This is a genomic window from Burkholderia puraquae (genome assembly GCF_002099195.1).
Classification (GTDB): Bacteria; Pseudomonadota; Gammaproteobacteria; order Burkholderiales; family Burkholderiaceae; genus Burkholderia; species Burkholderia puraquae.
In genome coordinates, this window is the sequence record NZ_NBYX01000011.1 from 171,711 (window position 1) to 187,297 (window position 15,587).

General features: G+C 68.7%; 15 protein-coding genes. 8 read left to right on the forward strand and 7 right to left on the reverse strand.

Annotated elements, in window-relative coordinates:
• The first annotated feature begins 113 nt into the window (after window positions 1–113).
• Window positions 114–545 (forward strand): Lrp/AsnC family transcriptional regulator, encoded by a 432-nt coding sequence (locus B7G54_RS21660; RefSeq protein ID WP_006479718.1) that lies wholly within the window; start codon window positions 114–116, stop codon window positions 543–545.
• A gap of 49 nt (window positions 546–594) precedes the next feature.
• Here B7G54_RS21660 and B7G54_RS21665 read toward each other — a convergent pair whose 3' ends face one another.
• From B7G54_RS21665 to B7G54_RS21680, 4 genes are read right to left on the reverse strand one after another with little or no spacing between them, the layout of a single operon-like run.
• Window positions 595–1,188, reverse strand: coding sequence for a peroxidase-related enzyme (locus tag B7G54_RS21665; protein ID WP_085040940.1), 594 nt, complete (start codon window positions 1,186–1,188; stop codon window positions 595–597).
• The gene (locus tag B7G54_RS21670; protein WP_085040941.1) at window positions 1,185–1,715 is read right to left on the reverse strand and encodes a CMD domain-containing protein; all 531 of its coding nucleotides are present in this window, start codon (window positions 1,713–1,715) and stop codon (window positions 1,185–1,187) included. Before B7G54_RS21670 ends, B7G54_RS21665 begins: the two co-directional genes overlap by 4 nt.
• Window positions 1,716–1,760: 45 nt before the next feature.
• Complete coding sequence (locus tag B7G54_RS21675; protein ID WP_085040942.1) at window positions 1,761–3,185, reverse strand: NAD(P)-binding domain-containing protein; 1,425 nt, start codon at window positions 3,183–3,185, stop codon at window positions 1,761–1,763.
• Complete coding sequence (locus B7G54_RS21680) at window positions 3,182–4,198, reverse strand: LysR family transcriptional regulator (protein ID WP_085040943.1); 1,017 nt, start codon at window positions 4,196–4,198, stop codon at window positions 3,182–3,184. The genes B7G54_RS21675 and B7G54_RS21680 overlap by 4 nt, the downstream gene beginning before the upstream one ends.
• Before the next feature lie 355 nt (window positions 4,199–4,553).
• Between B7G54_RS21680 and B7G54_RS21685 the strand changes: the two genes are divergently transcribed.
• From B7G54_RS21685 to B7G54_RS21705, 5 genes are all read left to right on the forward strand, one after another.
• Window positions 4,554–5,747, forward strand: coding sequence for an ABC transporter substrate-binding protein (locus B7G54_RS21685; RefSeq protein WP_085040944.1), 1,194 nt, complete (start codon window positions 4,554–4,556; stop codon window positions 5,745–5,747).
• A gap of 38 nt (window positions 5,748–5,785) precedes the next feature.
• Window positions 5,786–7,597, forward strand: a complete 1,812-nt coding sequence (locus tag B7G54_RS21690; protein ID WP_085041022.1) for an ABC transporter permease — start codon at window positions 5,786–5,788, stop codon at window positions 7,595–7,597.
• An 11-nt stretch (window positions 7,598–7,608) separates the two neighbouring features.
• A complete protein-coding gene (locus B7G54_RS21695; RefSeq protein WP_085040945.1) occupies window positions 7,609–8,466 on the forward strand; it encodes an ABC transporter ATP-binding protein in 858 nt (285 codons plus the stop codon).
• Entirely contained in the window at window positions 8,463–9,227 is a 765-nt protein-coding gene (locus tag B7G54_RS21700; RefSeq protein ID WP_043178306.1) for an ABC transporter ATP-binding protein, read from the forward strand. Before B7G54_RS21695 ends, B7G54_RS21700 begins: the two co-directional genes overlap by 4 nt.
• A gap of 151 nt (window positions 9,228–9,378) precedes the next feature.
• Window positions 9,379–9,825 carry a hypothetical protein gene (locus tag B7G54_RS21705; protein WP_085040946.1) on the forward strand — a complete coding sequence of 149 codons (447 nt, stop codon included), beginning with the start codon at window positions 9,379–9,381 and terminating at the stop codon, window positions 9,823–9,825.
• Window positions 9,826–9,862: 37 nt separating this feature from the next.
• Here the strand turns inward: B7G54_RS21705 and B7G54_RS21710 are convergent, their stop codons facing one another.
• Both B7G54_RS21710 and B7G54_RS21715 read right to left on the reverse strand, forming a co-directional pair.
• On the reverse strand, window positions 9,863–11,284 hold the full coding sequence (locus B7G54_RS21710) for a sensor histidine kinase (RefSeq protein WP_085040947.1): 1,422 nt from the start codon (window positions 11,282–11,284) through the stop codon (window positions 9,863–9,865).
• Window positions 11,271–11,936: a response regulator transcription factor gene (locus tag B7G54_RS21715; RefSeq protein WP_011356119.1), complete on the reverse strand. Its 666-nt coding sequence runs from the start codon at window positions 11,934–11,936 to the stop codon at window positions 11,271–11,273. The genes B7G54_RS21710 and B7G54_RS21715 overlap by 14 nt, the downstream gene beginning before the upstream one ends.
• A gap of 289 nt (window positions 11,937–12,225) precedes the next feature.
• Between B7G54_RS21715 and B7G54_RS21720 the strand changes: the two genes are divergently transcribed.
• Together B7G54_RS21720 and B7G54_RS21725 are read left to right on the forward strand one after the other, a co-directional pair.
• Complete coding sequence (locus tag B7G54_RS21720) at window positions 12,226–13,242, forward strand: ABC transporter substrate-binding protein (protein WP_085040948.1); 1,017 nt, start codon at window positions 12,226–12,228, stop codon at window positions 13,240–13,242.
• A 112-nt stretch (window positions 13,243–13,354) separates the two neighbouring features.
• Window positions 13,355–14,665 (forward strand): MFS transporter, encoded by a 1,311-nt coding sequence (locus tag B7G54_RS21725; protein ID WP_085040949.1) that lies wholly within the window; start codon window positions 13,355–13,357, stop codon window positions 14,663–14,665.
• Window positions 14,666–14,677: 12 nt separating this feature from the next.
• Here the strand turns inward: B7G54_RS21725 and B7G54_RS21730 are convergent, their stop codons facing one another.
• On the reverse strand, window positions 14,678–15,358 hold the full coding sequence (locus B7G54_RS21730) for a hypothetical protein (RefSeq protein WP_085040950.1): 681 nt from the start codon (window positions 15,356–15,358) through the stop codon (window positions 14,678–14,680).
• Window positions 15,359–15,587: the final 229 nt, after the last annotated feature.

Here is a 15,587-nt window from a genome sequence, read left to right on the forward strand (position 1 = left end):
TAGACTTGTCAAATTGCCAGCCAGATCCGGCAATTTGCCCAGTTTGTGCAGGTCGGAATGCGCAGCCTCCGGCTCGCTGGCGGCCGGTTCACGTTCAACAGGAAGCTCAGCACATGATCACGCTCGACGACGTCGACCGGCAGCTCATCGCACTGTTGCGCGACAACGCGCGGCTGCCCGTCGTCGCGCTGGCGAAGGAATTGCGCGTCGCGCGCGCGACCGTGCAGAACCGGCTGACGCGGCTGGAGAAGAACGGCGTGATCGTCGGCTATACGGTGCGGCTCAAGCCGGCGGCGGAACGGCACCGGATCCGCGCGCTGATGTCGATTGCCGTTCAAGGCAATCGCGGCGCCGAAGTCGTGAAGGTGCTGCGCGGGCATCCGAACGTCGCGTCGATCCACAGCACCAACGGGCGCTGGGATCTCGTCGCCGAGCTGCATGCCGATTCGCTCGAGCACTTCGATCGCGTGCTCGGCGCGATCCGGTTGATCGACGGGATCGCGAATACGGAGACGAGTATTTTGTTGTCGACGCACAAGGCGTGACGCGGGCGGCGGCGCCCGCGTCACGCCTGCGTTCAGGTTTGCCCGGGCATCAGGCGCTGGCCGCCGGCTCCGGAAACACCGGTTCGCCGAGCGTCAGCATCAACCGGTTCGCCCATGCGAAGATCGCGATTGCGTGCGACAGGTCGAGAATTTCTTCATGCGTAAGCCCTTCGGCTTCGAGCGCGGCGATATCGCTCGCGTCGACCGTATCGGGCCGTTCCGTCAACGCGATCGCATAGCGGACGATCGCGCGTTCGCGCGGTGTCGTACCGGCCGTCGCCGGATCGTCGAACACCTGCTCGATCGTGTCGGTGCGTTTCGCCAGCTGCGCGAAGCGCTGCGCGTGCACGGACGCGCAATACACGCAGCCGTTCACGCGCGACACGGCCGTGCTCGCGAGTTCACGTTCCGCGCGCGACAGCCCGCCAGGGCCGTACATGATCGCGTTGAATACGCCCGAGCGTTGCCGCAGGATCTCGGGAAGATGGACGAGCAGCAGGTAATAGTCGGACGTCTTCGCGTGCGGGTGGCTGGCTTCGAGCACGGCAAGCTGGTCGGGCGTCGCGGCATCGAGCGAAACGGTGTCGAGCCAGGCACGCCAGCCGAGCGTGTCGGACGTGAAGCCGTGGGGTGTCGTCGTCATGCGGCCTCCCTGGTCTTGCGTGCCTGAAGCGCCCGGGCGGCAATGGCGACGCGCAACTGATACGCGACGAACGCCACGAGCTGCGACAGCGCAACGATCGCGGGTGTCGTGAGGCCAGCCGACTTCAGCGCGTCGAGATCGGAAGCGCGTGCATCGACGGGGGAGCGCGTCAGCACGCGTGCATGCGCGAGGATCGCACCGATGCGTCGAGGCAGCGCGTCGAATGCATCGGCGTCTGCGTGCGCGATATCGTCGAGCGCGCCGCCTGCGTCGACCAGTCGATTGCGATAGGTGTCGGCCAATTCCCGTGCATTCGATTTTTGTGCGACATACCGAGCCGCGTGCAATCGTTCGGTTAGCGAAAGATCGGGCAGTGCGGGATCGAACAGCGCAGCTTCGCTCAGCCGCGTATGAAGCAGCACCTTGTCGCGTGCGCGGCGCAGCGCGGCGACCGCATCGCCTTCGCGCAGGCCGGCCACCGCATCGATCGTGTCCGGCGCATCGGCCGGCGTGATGGGTTCAATCATGGTTTCGGATTCCCTTCGTCGTCAATGTGATCGATGCACGCGCGCTCACGCGTCGGCATCGCGCCATTCGTCGCCTTGCAATTCGGCGTTCGCATACGCGACGAGCGCGTCGTAGTGGCGATCGCGGTCCGCGTCGAACAGCCGGCTCGCGATACCGCGCGCCAGCCGCTTCGCGCCCGCACTGATCGCCGGGATGTCGCCGGACAGCTTGCCGTGGCTCAGGCTCGCCGCATGGTTGAAGCAGTGGATCCGCGTGATGGCCGCACACGCGCCGGGCTCACGCTCCCGGAATGCGAACGCGGGGCCGAGATCGGGCGACTCGGCGAGTTCGTCGAGCCACATGCCCGGCTCCGGGCGATAGCGGTCCTTCCAGCGCCGAACCTGCGAGCCGAACGATGCGAATTCCGCGCGGGTCGTCCAGTCCGAATGAAAGCCGGTCGCGAAGATCAGGAAGTCGACCGTGTAGCGCCCGCGCGGCGTCGTCACGTCGAGGCCATCCGCGTGGCCGGCGAGCGTCTCGATCGGGCTGCCCGCATGAAAATGCGCATGTTCATGACGCGATACGCGCAGCACGCTGTCGCGCGGCGGCGGCGTCTGCGACGTCAACGCGTAGTGCATGAAGCGCCACTTCGTCGCGTCGTCGAGATCGGCATAGCCATGCACGAGCCCCGGGCTGCCGATGCCGGTCAGCTTGTTGATGCGCGGAATGTCCGCGCGGCGGAAGAACAGGTCGACACGCGCGGCGCCGGCCTCGAGCGCGGTACCCGCGTTGTCGAACGCGGACGCGCCCGCACCGACCACGCCGATGCGCTTGCCCGCGAGCGCCGCGAAATCGATCGGCTCGGACGAATGAGCCCAGCGCGTGCGCGGCGCGCGTTGCGCGACGGGTGGTACGTACGGGCCGCCGAGCCCGTCGCGGCCGGTGGCGAGGACGACGTGTCGCGCGAGCAGCGTCTGCGCTTCGCCGTTGCCGCGCACGTCGAGCGCGAGTAGCCCGTCGTCGCGCGGGCGCAGCGCGACGAGCGTCGTGTCGTTGCGCACCTGCAGGTCCAGCACGCGCCGGTACCAGCGCAGGTAGTCCATCCATTGCGTGCGCGGAATCTTGTAGAGCGCGTCCCACGCATCGCGGCCGTATTGCGCTTCGAACCATGCGCGGAACGTCAGCGCGGGCAGGCCGAGCGCGGGGCCCGCGAGCTGTTTCGGCGAGCGCAGCGTCTCCATCCGCGCGAACGTGACCCACGGGCCTTCGTAACCGGCCGGCGCGCGATCGATCACGCACTGGTTGTCGACGCCGAGCAGGCGCAGTTCGGCGGACGCCGCGAGCCCGGCCATGCCGCCGCCGACGATCGCGACGTCGAGCACGCGCGTGCCGTCGGCCTCGCGCGGCGGCACCCACGACGGTGCAGGCAGGTCGAGCCAGCGCAGGTCCTGCGCGAGCCGTGCTTCGAGTGCGTCGAGCGGGGACGTCATGCGGCCTCCGGGCGCGTGCGGCGCGCACGTGTCGTGCGGGCTGCACCACGCGGCGCGCGGTCGCTGCGCAGCCGGTCGCCGCGCAGCAGCGCGTCGTGCGCGGCGGCGTCGTGAAAGATCACGTCGTCGAGCAGTGCGCGCGTCGTGCGGTGCAGCGCGTCGAGCAGCGCATCGACGGCTGCCGTGCGCGGCTTGCCGGCCGGCGTCGCGACTCCGAACGCAAACGGGATGTCGACGTCGAGCGGGCGCGCGACGACGCCGTCCACCGGCAGCGCGACGCCCGTCGCCGGATCGACGATGCCGATCCCGATGCCCGCGCGCGCGGCCATCACCGCATTCAACGACGCATTGGTTTCGATGAATACACGTGCGTCGACGCGCGCGGCGGCAAACGCCGCATCGATCCGCTGGCGCAGCCGGTGCCGGTTCGCGACCGTCACGATGCGGCGGTGCGCGAGATCGCGCAGCGCGATGCGCGGCTGCGCCGCGAGCGGGTCGCCGGCGGGCAGCACGGCGACGCACGGCGTCTGCGCGATCCAGTGCACGTCGAGCCCTGCGTGTGCCATCGGCAGCGTGACGACGCCGAGGTCGGCCGTGCCGGCCAGCACTTCGTGCACGACGTGCTCGGCCGATTCGCTGCGCAACTGGTAGTGCGGTGCCTGTGCGCCGTCGGGCAGCGCGGCGAGCGCGGCCGGCACGAGCGTGGCGGCGAGCGAAGGCGTCGCTGCGATCCGCACGGGTTCGGCGGTTTCATCGCCGAGCGCCCGTGCGCGTGCCTCGATCGCACGCAGGCCGACCAGCGAGCGTTCGACCTCCTCGTACAGCAGGAAGGCGCGCCGCGTCGGCGTGACGCGCGGGCCGTTCCGGTCGAACAGCGCGTAGCCGAGATCGGCTTCGAGCTCCTGGATCTGCCGCGTGACGGCCGGCTGCGAGCGGCCGAGCAGTTCGCCCGCGCCGGTCACGCTGCCGGCCGACATGACCGCGGAAAAGGCTTCGAGTTGATGCAGCTCCATGACACCTTCCGATGATGCGATTTGCGCATTGTAGGAGGTCGACCATGCACGATTCATATAATGATTTTTGCTATCGACAGCGCAAAAACTGCGTAGCGCACGATCGGCGCGGCGGCTGATCGTGCGCGCATGCACATCGGTTGCGAGCGTCGCCGTGACGGAAACGCCAATCGAATCAACGCGATGCGACGCGTGCCGATGCTTCGTGCATGGCGGTGCGAACGGATGGCCCTTCGCAAGCGTGATCCGCTTCGCGCCGCGCACGATAACGATATGCGCAAAACTTCGTTGGATCGTCCTGAACCGGATGGTTACATGCCCTCACTCTTTTCGACTGACTGAAGCTGGGGGACGCATGAACGTTTCGGGGAACGACGCACGCGGCGCATGGCGGCGCGTGCTGGGCACGGTGGCGGCGCTCGCGGCCGCATGGGGCTTGTCGACGGGCGGTGCGCTTGCGGCAGGTGTGTCGGGCGAGCCGGTGGTGATCGGCGTGAGCGGGCCGCTCACGGGCCAGGACGCGCAGTACGGCGAACAATGGAAGCGCGGCTTCGATCTCGCGCTCGACGAGATCAACGGCAGCGGCGGCATTCACGGCCGGCCGCTCGCCATTGACTTCCAGGACAGCCGCAGCGACCCGCGCCAGGCAGTCGCGATCGCACAGAAGTTCGTCGCCGATCCGCGCATCGCGATCGAGCTGGGCGATTTCTCCAGCGCGACGTCGATGGCCGCGTCGCCGATCTACCAGCGCGGGCAGCTGATCCAGTTCGGCTTCACGAACTCGCATCCGGACTTCACGAAGGGCGGTGACTATCTGTGGAGCACTGCGCTGAGCCAGGCCGAGGAGCAGCCGCTGCTCGCACGCTACGCGGTGAAGGAACTCGGCTTCAAGCGGATCGCGGTGCTGTACCTGAACACCGACTGGGGCCGCACCAGCAAGGACATCTTCGCGAAGGCGGTGGCCGGGCTCGGTGCGCAGGTCGTCGCGGCCGAAGGCTACCAGCCGGCGGAGAAGGATTTCCGCTCGACGCTCGTGCGGGTCGGCGCATCGAAGCCCGACTCGATCGTGCTGATCTCGTACTACGCGGACGGCGCGCAGATCGTGCGGCAGGCGCGTACGTCGGGCGTCACGCTGCCGATCGCGGCGGTCGGCTCCGTATATTCGCCGAAATTCCTCGAGCTGGGCGGCGCGGCCGTCGACGGCGTCTATACGGAATCGAACTTCTTCCCGGCCGAGCCGCGCCCCGAGGTGCAGGCGTTCGTGCAGCGCTATCGCGCGAAATTCCACGCCGATCCCGATTCGTTCGTCGCGCGAGCGTACGACGCACTGATCCTGTCGGCCGAGGTGCTGCGCCGCTACGGCACGACGCGCCAGGCCGCTCACGACGGCTTCGCGAAAATCAGCGACGTGCCGAGCGTGATCTTCGGCAAGGTGCGCTTCGATCCGCAGACACGCCGCGTCGCGGGAGCACGCACCGTGTATCTGGTCGTGAAGCAGGGGCAGTGGGCGCTGTGGGATGGCGCGAAACCGCAGCTCGCCGCACGCTGAATCCGAATGAACCGCATGCACGTGACGGACGCATCGTGATGGCTTCCTGGCTCGACTACACGCTCAATGGCCTCATCGTCGGCAACATCTACGCGCTGCTCGCGGTCGGGCTCGCGCTGATCTTCGGCGTATCGCACCTGATCAACTTCGCGCACGGCTCGGTCTACATGGTCGGCGCGTTCATCGGCTGGCTGTGCCTGACGCGCTTCGGGCTGCCGCTGCCGGTCGCGCTCGCGGCAGTCGTCGTCGGCTGCGGTGCGCTCGGCGTCGCGATCGAGCGGATCGGGCTGCGGCCGCTGCGCCACGCGGCTCGCATCGCGCCGCTGCTCGCGACGATCGGCATCAGCTTCATCCTCGACCAGCTCGCACAGCTCGCGTTCGGCGCGGACCCGCGCGCGGTACCGACGCCGCTGCCCGACTGGCACCTGCGGATCGCCGGCGCGACGCTCGGCGCGCTCGACCTGCTGATCGCGGGCATCGGCATCGCGGCCGCTGCGCTGCTGTATGGCTTCCTGCGCTTTACGCGGCTCGGCTGGGCCGTGCGCGCGACCGCGCAGGATCGCGACGCGGCGCTGCAGATGGGCGTCGACGTCGACCGCGTGAACCAGACTGTGTTCGCGATCGCGTGCGCGCTCGGCGGCGTGAGCGGGCTGCTGGTCGGCATGTACTACAACAGCATCGATCCGGCGATGGGCTTCCAGGCGACGCTGAAGGGCGTGGTTGCGCTGCTGATCGGCGGGCTCGGCAACGTGCCGGGCGCGATCGCGGGCAGCCTGCTGCTCGGCCTCGTCGAAAGCTACGGCGTCGCGCTGTTCGGCACCAGCTATCGCGACCTGTTCGCGTTCGGGCTGCTGATCGTGTTCCTCGTATGGCGGCCGAACGGGCTGTTCAGCGCGAACCGCGCGCTGCCGCCCGAGCCGATGACGGGTACCTTCCTCGCGGCCGCGAAGGCCGTGCGCGTGCCGCGTCCGGCACTCGTCTTGCTGATCGCGCTGGCGGCCGTGCTGCCGTGGCTCGGCGCGTCGCCGTACGTGCTGCAGACGCTCACCAACGCGTGGCTGTACGGGCTGCTCGCGCTGAGCCTCACGCTCGTCGCGGGCACGGTCGGCCAGATCTCGCTCGGCCACGCGGCGCTGCTCGTGATCGGCGCGTATGCGTCGGCGCTGCTGTCGTCGGATCTCGGCTGGCCGCCGGCCGTGACGATCCCGTGCGCGGGCGTCATCACCGCCGTGCTCGGCACGCTGCTCGTCTATCCGGCGTTCCGGCTGCGCGGGCATTACGTGTCGATCGCGACGCTCGGCATCGGCGAAGTGGTGAGCCTCGTGATCCTGAACTGGGACGGCCTCACGCGCGGCCCGCTCGGCATCACCGGCATTGCGCCGCTGCCGTGGGCGACGACCGCGCGCGCCGCGTACTGGTTCACGTTCGCGGTACTCGTCGTGTTCGCGCTCGTGCAGGTGCGGTTGCTGCGCTCGCATCTCGGCCGCACGCTGCGCGCGGTGCGCGAGGACGACGTTGCCGCGCGCGCACACGGCATCGCGCCGAACCGCTACAAGGCGATCGCGTTCGCGGTCGGGGGCGTCGCGGCCGGCGTGAGCGGCGGAATCGCCGCGCACCTGTACAGCTACATCAATCACCAGACCTTCGATTCGCAGGTGTCGATCCTCGCGCTCACGATGGTGATCCTCGGCGGGCTCGGCAACGTGCTCGGCGGCATCGCCGGCGCGATCGCGTTGATCGGCCTGCCCGAGCTGTTCCGCTGGGCGGCCGACTACCGGATGCTGATCTACGGCCTCGTGCTGCTGCTGCTCGTCCGGTTCCGGCCGCAGGGCCTGCTCGGCACGGTGTGAGGAGACAGGCGATGACCACGACCCGACCCCTGCTCGACGTGCAGGGCCTGACGCGCCGCTTCGACGGCGTGACCGCGCTCGACGGCGCGAGCCTGACACTTGCCGACGGCGAACTGCTGAGCGTGATCGGGCCGAACGGCGCGGGCAAGTCGACGCTGTTCAACCTGATCGCGGGCGCCGACCGGCCCGATACCGGCCGCGTGACGTTCGACGGCCGCGACATCACGGGCACGGCGCCCGAACGGCTTGCGGCGCTCGGCATCGCGCGCACGTTCCAGCACGGCCGCGTGTTCGGCAACCTGAGCGTGCTCGACAACGTGCTGATCGGCGCGCATGCGCGGCTGCGCGCGGCGCGGCCGGGCTGGCCCGCGCTCGGCGCGGCGGCGGAGGTGTGGCGCGCGCTCGTGCGGCCGGCGTCGGTGCGGCGCGAGGAAGCCGCGCTGCGCGAAGAGGCGCGCGCGATCGTTGCCGGGTTCGGCGAACGGCTCGCGCCGCGCATCGATCATCCGGCACACAGCCTGTCATATGCGAACCGGCGGCGCGTGGAGATCGGCCGCGCGCTCGCGCTGCATCCGCGCCTGCTGCTGCTCGACGAACCGACGGCCGGGATGAACGAGACGGAAACGGCCGAGATGCTGCAACTGATCCAGTCGCTGAAGGCGCGCGGCCTGACGATCCTGCTGATCGAGCACAAGCTCGAACTCGTGATGCGCGTGTCCGATCGCGTGATGGTGCTCGACAACGGCGTGAAGATCGCCGAAGGCGCACCGCGCGACGTGCGGCACGATCCGCGCGTGATCGAGGCCTATCTCGGCCGCCGCCATGCGGGTGGCGCGCCGGCCAACCGCACAGCACCGGCGGCTGCATGACCGCACTTTCTTCCGGGCCCGACACGACCATGACCGATGCGCTGCTGAAACTCGAACATCTCGACACGTTCTACGGGCCGGTGCAGGTGCATTTCGACGTGAACTTCGAAGTCGGCCGCGGGCAGATCGTCAGCCTGCTCGGCGGCAATGCGAGCGGCAAGTCGACGACGATGAAGCTGATTCTCGGGCTGATGCGGCCGCGTCGCGGCGTCGTGCGCTTCGACGGCGACGACGTGACGGCGCTCGCGACGCCGCAGCGCGTGCGGCGCGGGATCGCGGCCGTGCCCGAGGCGCGGCGGCTGTTCGGCGACATGAGCGTGCGCGAGAACCTGCTGATGGGGGCGTACACGCGTGGCGACCGCACGGCGGTGGCGGAAGACTACGAGCGCGTGCTCGACCTGTTTCCGCGTGTGCGCGAACGGCTGACACAGCGCGCGGGCACGCTGTCGGGCGGCGAGCAGCAGATGCTTGCGATGGCGCGCGCGCTGATGGCGCGACCGAAGCTGATCTGCATGGATGAGCCGACGATGGGGCTGTCGCCGCTCTACGTCGACAAGGTGCTCGAACTGATCGACGCGATCAACCGGCAGGGCGTGACCGTGTTCATGGTCGAGCAGAACGCGAGCCTCGCGCTGGAGATCGCGCATTACGGGTACGTGCTGCAGACGGGGCGCGTCGTGCTCGAAGGGCCTGCGAAGGCACTGCTCGACGATGAGCGTGTGCGCGATGCGTATCTCGGCGGGGAGGCGGTGGCGGCGTAGCTGGCACAGGGGCACCGGGGACACAGGGGGCATAGTAGGCGTGGCTGATGGCGGCACCCGAGTGCGGGCATCGCGAAAAAGTGCGATGTACACCGAATTGTCGGGTAGATTAGCGCTCAGTCACCGTCACTGCCATCGGGAGCGCCGCGCCATGTTGACCTACGCCATTCAGAAAGCCGGCTACGAATTCGATCGACTCGATCCGCAAGGTGCGACGGACTATGCGTCGTTCGTGCGTGCATTCGACGCATTCCCGTGGGCGGCGCAGCATGCCGAACGGGACGACACGCAGGAAGGCCCGCTGCCGGCCCTCGTGCTGCAGCACGCTGGCGACCAGCGGGAATTATGGGTGACCGCGCTGAGCGACGCGCACGCGGACGGTTTCCAGCTGAATGCCGTATCGATGCGGATGAAGAAGGGGCTTTTCGGGATCGGCAAGGGAAAGCTGGAGCAGCATGTCGACACGATCGACGTCGGCTCGCGCGCGGACGTCAACACGTTGTGCCGGCTGTTTTGCGATCGTCAGTACGACGAGCTGGACCTGCTGGTGGCGCGGCATGTGGAGCGCAACCGCTTCGACGGCGGCAGCGGCGAGTGATTGCCTGCCGCGCATGAGCCCGAGCGGGTTCGCCGGTTTATGCCTTTTCTGCTTCAGCCCCCGCCGCGCGCGGAAACGTCAGCACTACCGCAAACCCGCCCGCCTCCGGAAACGCAAACCCGATGCGTCCGCCGTGCGCCTTCATCACTTCCTGCACGATCGCGAGCCCGAGGCCCGACCCGGTGCGCCGCTCGCTGCCGTCCGGTGCGATCCGAACGAACGGCTGCAGCGCCGCGTCCCAGTGTTCGCGCGGAATGCCGCGGCCGTTGTCGGTGACGGTCAGCGTCACGCTATCGCCGGCGTTGCCCTGCGTTGCGACCGACACGACGATGTCGTCCGCATGACCGTGCAGCAGCGCATTGTGCAGCACGTTCGACAGCGCTTCCTGCAGGCTGATCGCATCGCCGTCGATCCAGGCGAGCGGCGCGTCGCTCGCGAACGCGACGGCCACGTCGCGCTCGCCCGCGAGCGGAATCGTGCGGCCGAGCACCTCCTTCGCGAGTGCGACGAGTTCGACGGGTTGCAGCGGCACGGCCTCGGTACGATGGATCACCATCGCATGATTGAGGAGCTGCCCGGTGAGCCGCCCGACGTCCGAGCTGGTCGCGCGCAGCGCGTCGAGCCTTGCCGCGTGACGCGCGGGATCGGCTTCGCCGTCGAGCAGCTCGATCTGAGCGTCGAGCCGCGCGAGCGGCGTGCGCATCTGGTGCGCGGCATCGGCGATGAAGCGCTGCATCGCGTTGATCCGCTCGGCGAGGCGGTGCATCAGCCCGTTGATCGACCCGATGATCGCGTCGATCTCGCTCGGGGTGTCGACGGCCACCGGCCGCAGGTCGGCCGGATCGCGCGCGGCGATGATCGTGCCGATCTGCGCGAGCGGCCGCAGGCCGCGCCGGATCGCGAGGCCGCTCGCGCCGATCGCGAGCACGCTCATCAGCAGGATCAGCGTCCATACCTTGAAACTCATGTCGTTCGTGAGCTGCTGGCGCGCATGGGTGGTTTGCGCCACCGTCACGAGCGCCCAGCCCGGCGTGCTCTCCTCGGGCATGTAGCGTGCGATGGTCGCGGTGCGGATCCGGTGCCCCTGGTAGATGCCGTTCGCGAACGCCGGGCCCTGTTTCGCGGCGGCGAGCGTCGCGGGGCTCGCGAGATCGTTGTAGCCGGCCACGACGACGCCGCGCGAATCGACGACCTTGTAGTAGACGAGGTCGTAGCGTGACAGCGTCGACAGCGCGGCCACCGGCGGATTCAGCGCGAGCACGCCGCCTTGCACATAGAGGTTTTCCGCGACCTGGATCGACGCGCCGGCAAGCAACTGGTCGTACGCGCGGTCGGCCGCGACGCCCGCGTAGTAGCGCGCGATCGCCGCGAGTGCAAGCGCGCCGGTTGCGACGACGAGCGCGATGAAGAGCAGCGTGCGCCCGAACAGCGTCTTCGGGAACCAGTCAGTGCGCGGCAATCTGATACCCCATCCCGCGTGCGGTGCGGATTTCGACCGAGCTGCCCTGCAGCTTCTTGCGAACGCGTGTCACGTACTGCTCGACCGCGTTCGCGGTCGGTTCGTTGCCGAAGCTGAACAGCTGGTTCAGCAGTTCGTCCTTCGAGAAGATCCGCTGCGGGCGGCTCGCGAGGATTTCGAGCAGCGCGAATTCCTGGCGCGACAGCGACAGCGGCTGGCCGTCGAGTTCCGCGAGGCGGCTGCTGCGGTCGATCACGAGGCCGCCGAGCGTCAGCACGTCGTTCGCGTGGCCGCTATTGCGGCGCAGGAGCGCCTGCACGCGCGCATCGAGCTCGCGGTAGTCGAACGGCTTCACCAGGTAGTCGTCGGCGCCGAGGCCGAGGCCGCTCACGCGGTCGTCGATCGCCGAGCGCGCGGTGACGAGCAGCACGGGCGTCGTGCTGCCCGACGCGCGCAGGTGGCGCAATACCGTGAAGCCGTCCATGCCGGGCAGGTTCGCGTCGAGCACGACGAGGTCGAAGCGCTCCACGCGCAGCAGCCCGTTCGCGGTCGCGCCGTCGGTTTCGAGATCGACGGCGTGGCCGAGCCGCGCCAGGCGGTTGCGGATCGCCGCGCCGATTTCGGCATCGTCCTCCACGACGAGAATGCGCATGGTGCCGTTTCGCAGGTGGGTGGGTTAGGGGTTTTCCCGGGGCCGGGATGTCAGCATTTTCTCAGACTCGGTCGATAACCTGTGTCGAGCCGGATGTAGCGAAGACGGCCATTAATACCAGAACCACAGGAGACGGCAACATGCAGCAGCAAACGGGCGCGACGAACGCGCGGCGGCGCAGCGCGCCGCCGGCTTGCGCTCGCCGGTGCGGCGAAGCGGGCCGCAGCCGCATGGCGGTCGATGCGATGGCGTTCGCCGTTCATGCCGCGCGTGCCGGGAAGGCCGGCGCATGACGACGTCGCCGCGCCGCCGCGCATTGATCGCCGCCGGGCTCGGCGTGCTGGCCGCGCCGTCGCTCGTGCGCGCGAAGCCGCGCACGGTGCGGATTTCCAAAGGCTATGGCGTGCTGTACCTGCCGCTGCTCGTGATGGAGAAGCAGCGGCTGTTCGAGCGGCATGCGGCGCGCCACGGCGTGCGCGACGTCGCGGTCGACTGGGTGCTGCTCGACGGCGGCAATTCCGTCAACGACGCGATGATGGCCGGCACGCTTGATTTCGCAGGTGCCGGCGCACCGGGGTTCATCGAGCTGTGGGCACGGGCGCGCGGCATTCCGAATGTCGAGGTGATCGGCATCAGCGGGCTATCGACCACGTCGCTGTCGCTGAACGCGAACCGGCCGGGCCTCGTGTCGCTGCGCGACTTCACGCCGTCCGACCGGATCGCGGTGCCGGGCATCCGCACGTCGCTGTCGGCGGTCGTGCTGCAGATGGTCGCGAGCCGGCAGCTCGGCCCGAAGCATTTCGCGCAGCTCGATTCGATCACCGTGAACCTGCCGCATCCGCAGGCGATGCAGGCACTGATCCGCCGCGAGAACGGCGTCACCGCGCACTTCACGTCGCCGCCGTTCTCGACGCTCGAGCTGCGGCAGCCGGGCATACACCGCGTCGTGAATTCGGTCGACGTGCTTGGCCCGATGACGCTCGATGTCGTGTTCGCGCCGAAGCGGCTCGTCGATACGGAGCCCGCGCTGGCCATCGCGTTTCTCGGTGCGCTCGACGAAGCGAACCGCCTGATCGCGCAGGACCCGCGCGCGGCCGCCGCGCTCTATGCGGCCTCGTCGGGCGTCGGCGTGTCGCACGACGACGTGATGCGGATGCTCGCCGCGCCGGACACGCGCTTCTCGGTGCTGCCGACCCAGCTGATGGACTACGTCGAATTCCTGTACCTGGCCGGCACGATCAAGGCGAAGCCGCGCGCGTGGCACGAGATGTTCGCGCCGATGCTCGACGGCTACCGGTCGGGCTGATGCCGGCCGCTTCCTTTCATCGAAACACCCCGCGCCCGCCCGATCGTCGCGCGCGGCGCCGATTCAACCGCCATGCAACCGCTGTGCAACCGATTCACGCAAGGAGCCTGAAGTGAACGCTACCGATACCCTGGACCCCGCGTCCGCCGAAGAGCAGCGCATCATGTCGAAGATGGCGCGGCGCCTGATGCCCATCCTCGTCGTGATGTTCCTGATCGCGTTCATCGACCGGCAGAACGTCGGCTTCGCGAAGCTGCAGATGGTGCACAGCCTCGGCATGACGGAAGCCGCGTTCGGGCTCGCGTCGTCTCTGTTCTTCATTGGCTACCTGCTGTTCGAGGTGCCGAGCACGCTCGCGCTGCATCGCTACGGCGCACGCGTGTGGCTCGCGCGGATCATGCTGACGTGGGGGCTCATCACCGTGCTGATGGGCTTCACGACGTCGATGCCTGCGTTCTGCGCGCTGCGCTTCGTGCTCGGCATCGCCGAGGCCGGCTTCTATCCGGGCGTGATCTACTACCTGACGCTGTGGTTTCCGCAGAGCTATCGCGCGAAGGTGCTCGGCATCTTCACGCTCGGCAGCGCGCTCGCGAACATGCTCGGCTCGCTGGTCGGCGGCGTGCTGCTGAGCCTGAACGGCGTGTGGGGGCTCGCGGGCTGGCAATGGGTGTTCGTGGCGACGGGCATCCCGGCGGTGATCGTCGCGATCGTCGTGTTCCGCGTGCTGCCCGCGTCGGTGCGCGACGCACGTTTCCTCGACGACCGCGAGAAGCAGATCGTCGAGGCCGCGCTCGAACGCGAGAAGCCTGCGCAGGCCGAGCACGGCCAGCCGTGGAAGGCGTTGCTCGATCCGCGCGTGATGCTGTTCGCGGCGACCTACATGCTGATGTCGACGTCGCTGTACGGCGTCACGTACTGGCTGCCGACGCTCGTGAAGTCGTTCGGCGTGTCGAGCAGCACGAACGGCTTCCTGAGCATGCTGCCGTGGGCGCTCGCGGTGCTGCTGCTGGTGTGGCTGCCGGCGAAGCTGCGCCGCGCGAAGAGCATCCTGCGCACGATCGCGATCGTCGCGGCGCTTGGCGCGCTCGGCTTCCTGCTGAGCCTCGTGCTGCCGTCGACGCCGCTGCGCTTCATCGCACTGGTGCTCGGCGGCGCATGCATCCCGCTGCTGTATCCGTGCTTCTGGTCGATGCCGCCGCGCTACTTCACCGGCGCGCGGGCGGCGGCGAGCGTCGCGGCGATCAACTCGATCGGCAACCTCGGCGGCTTCTTCAGCCAGAACCTGATGCCGTTCGCCGGCAAGGTGACGGGCACCGCGTTCGGGCCGATGATCGTGCCGATCGTGTGTCTTGCGCTGCTCGGGATCGGCGCGCTGGTCGCGTGGACGCGGTCGGAGCGGGGGATGGTGGCGGCGCGGGCGTAACGGAGCGCGGCGTTACCGCTTCATCAACCGGTTTCCGACGATCGAGAAGTTGGCCGATGCGTGCGTGTTCGACAGCAGGTACTTGAGCGCGTGGATGTCGGGTGCAGTCGTCGTGAAGTGCCTGTCGCCGTCGAAGATGAAGTTCCACGTGACGATGCCGCGGCTGGTGCCGGGGTCGTCCACGTGGATCGCCTGCAGCGATGCGAGCGGATATGCGCGCTCGTGCCAGTCGAACAGGTGTCGTACGTAGAGGTGATCCGGCGTGACGATTTCGTAGCGCCGCAGGAAGGGCGTCGCGATGAGGAGGAGCACCGTCGTGAAGATCAGCCACGAGCGGGCGCCGCGCCACAGGACGGCCCGCGCCGAAGGGCGGCCGCGCACCATGACGCGGTAGCGCGCGTAGGTGGGCTGCACGATGACTGCCGTGCCGAACCACCAGGCGATCGCGATGAACCCGAGCGGCACGTTCATGAACGGCACCGAAAACGCGCCGACGAAGCTCGTCGGAAAATCCACGAGCCGCGCGGTCGATACGAACCCGAGCCCGACGTAGCTGCCGGCCGGATGCGGGATGAACACGGCGGTCGTCAGGGCCTGCAGCGCGAGCAGGACGGGCCAGCACAGCAGCGATACGGCAAGCCAGCCGGCTGCGACTGCGCAGAAGATGAGTACGTAGCTGCGGAGTGTTTTCATCGTGGCGAAGGGGAACGCGATCGGCTCGCGCGTTGGCGCGCAAGGAACGCAGGACGGTGATGGCGAAGGATTGTAGCGCCACGCCGATGCTGTCACCGGGCGCGGCCCGCGGGGATTTGAGGATGGGTCGAAAACGACTTCGTAGGCCGACCATCCGAACGGCCGACTGCTCGCGAGGATGTCTGCGCGGTACCGGGCATTACATCTGTCATTCCTCGCCGTCCGCCAT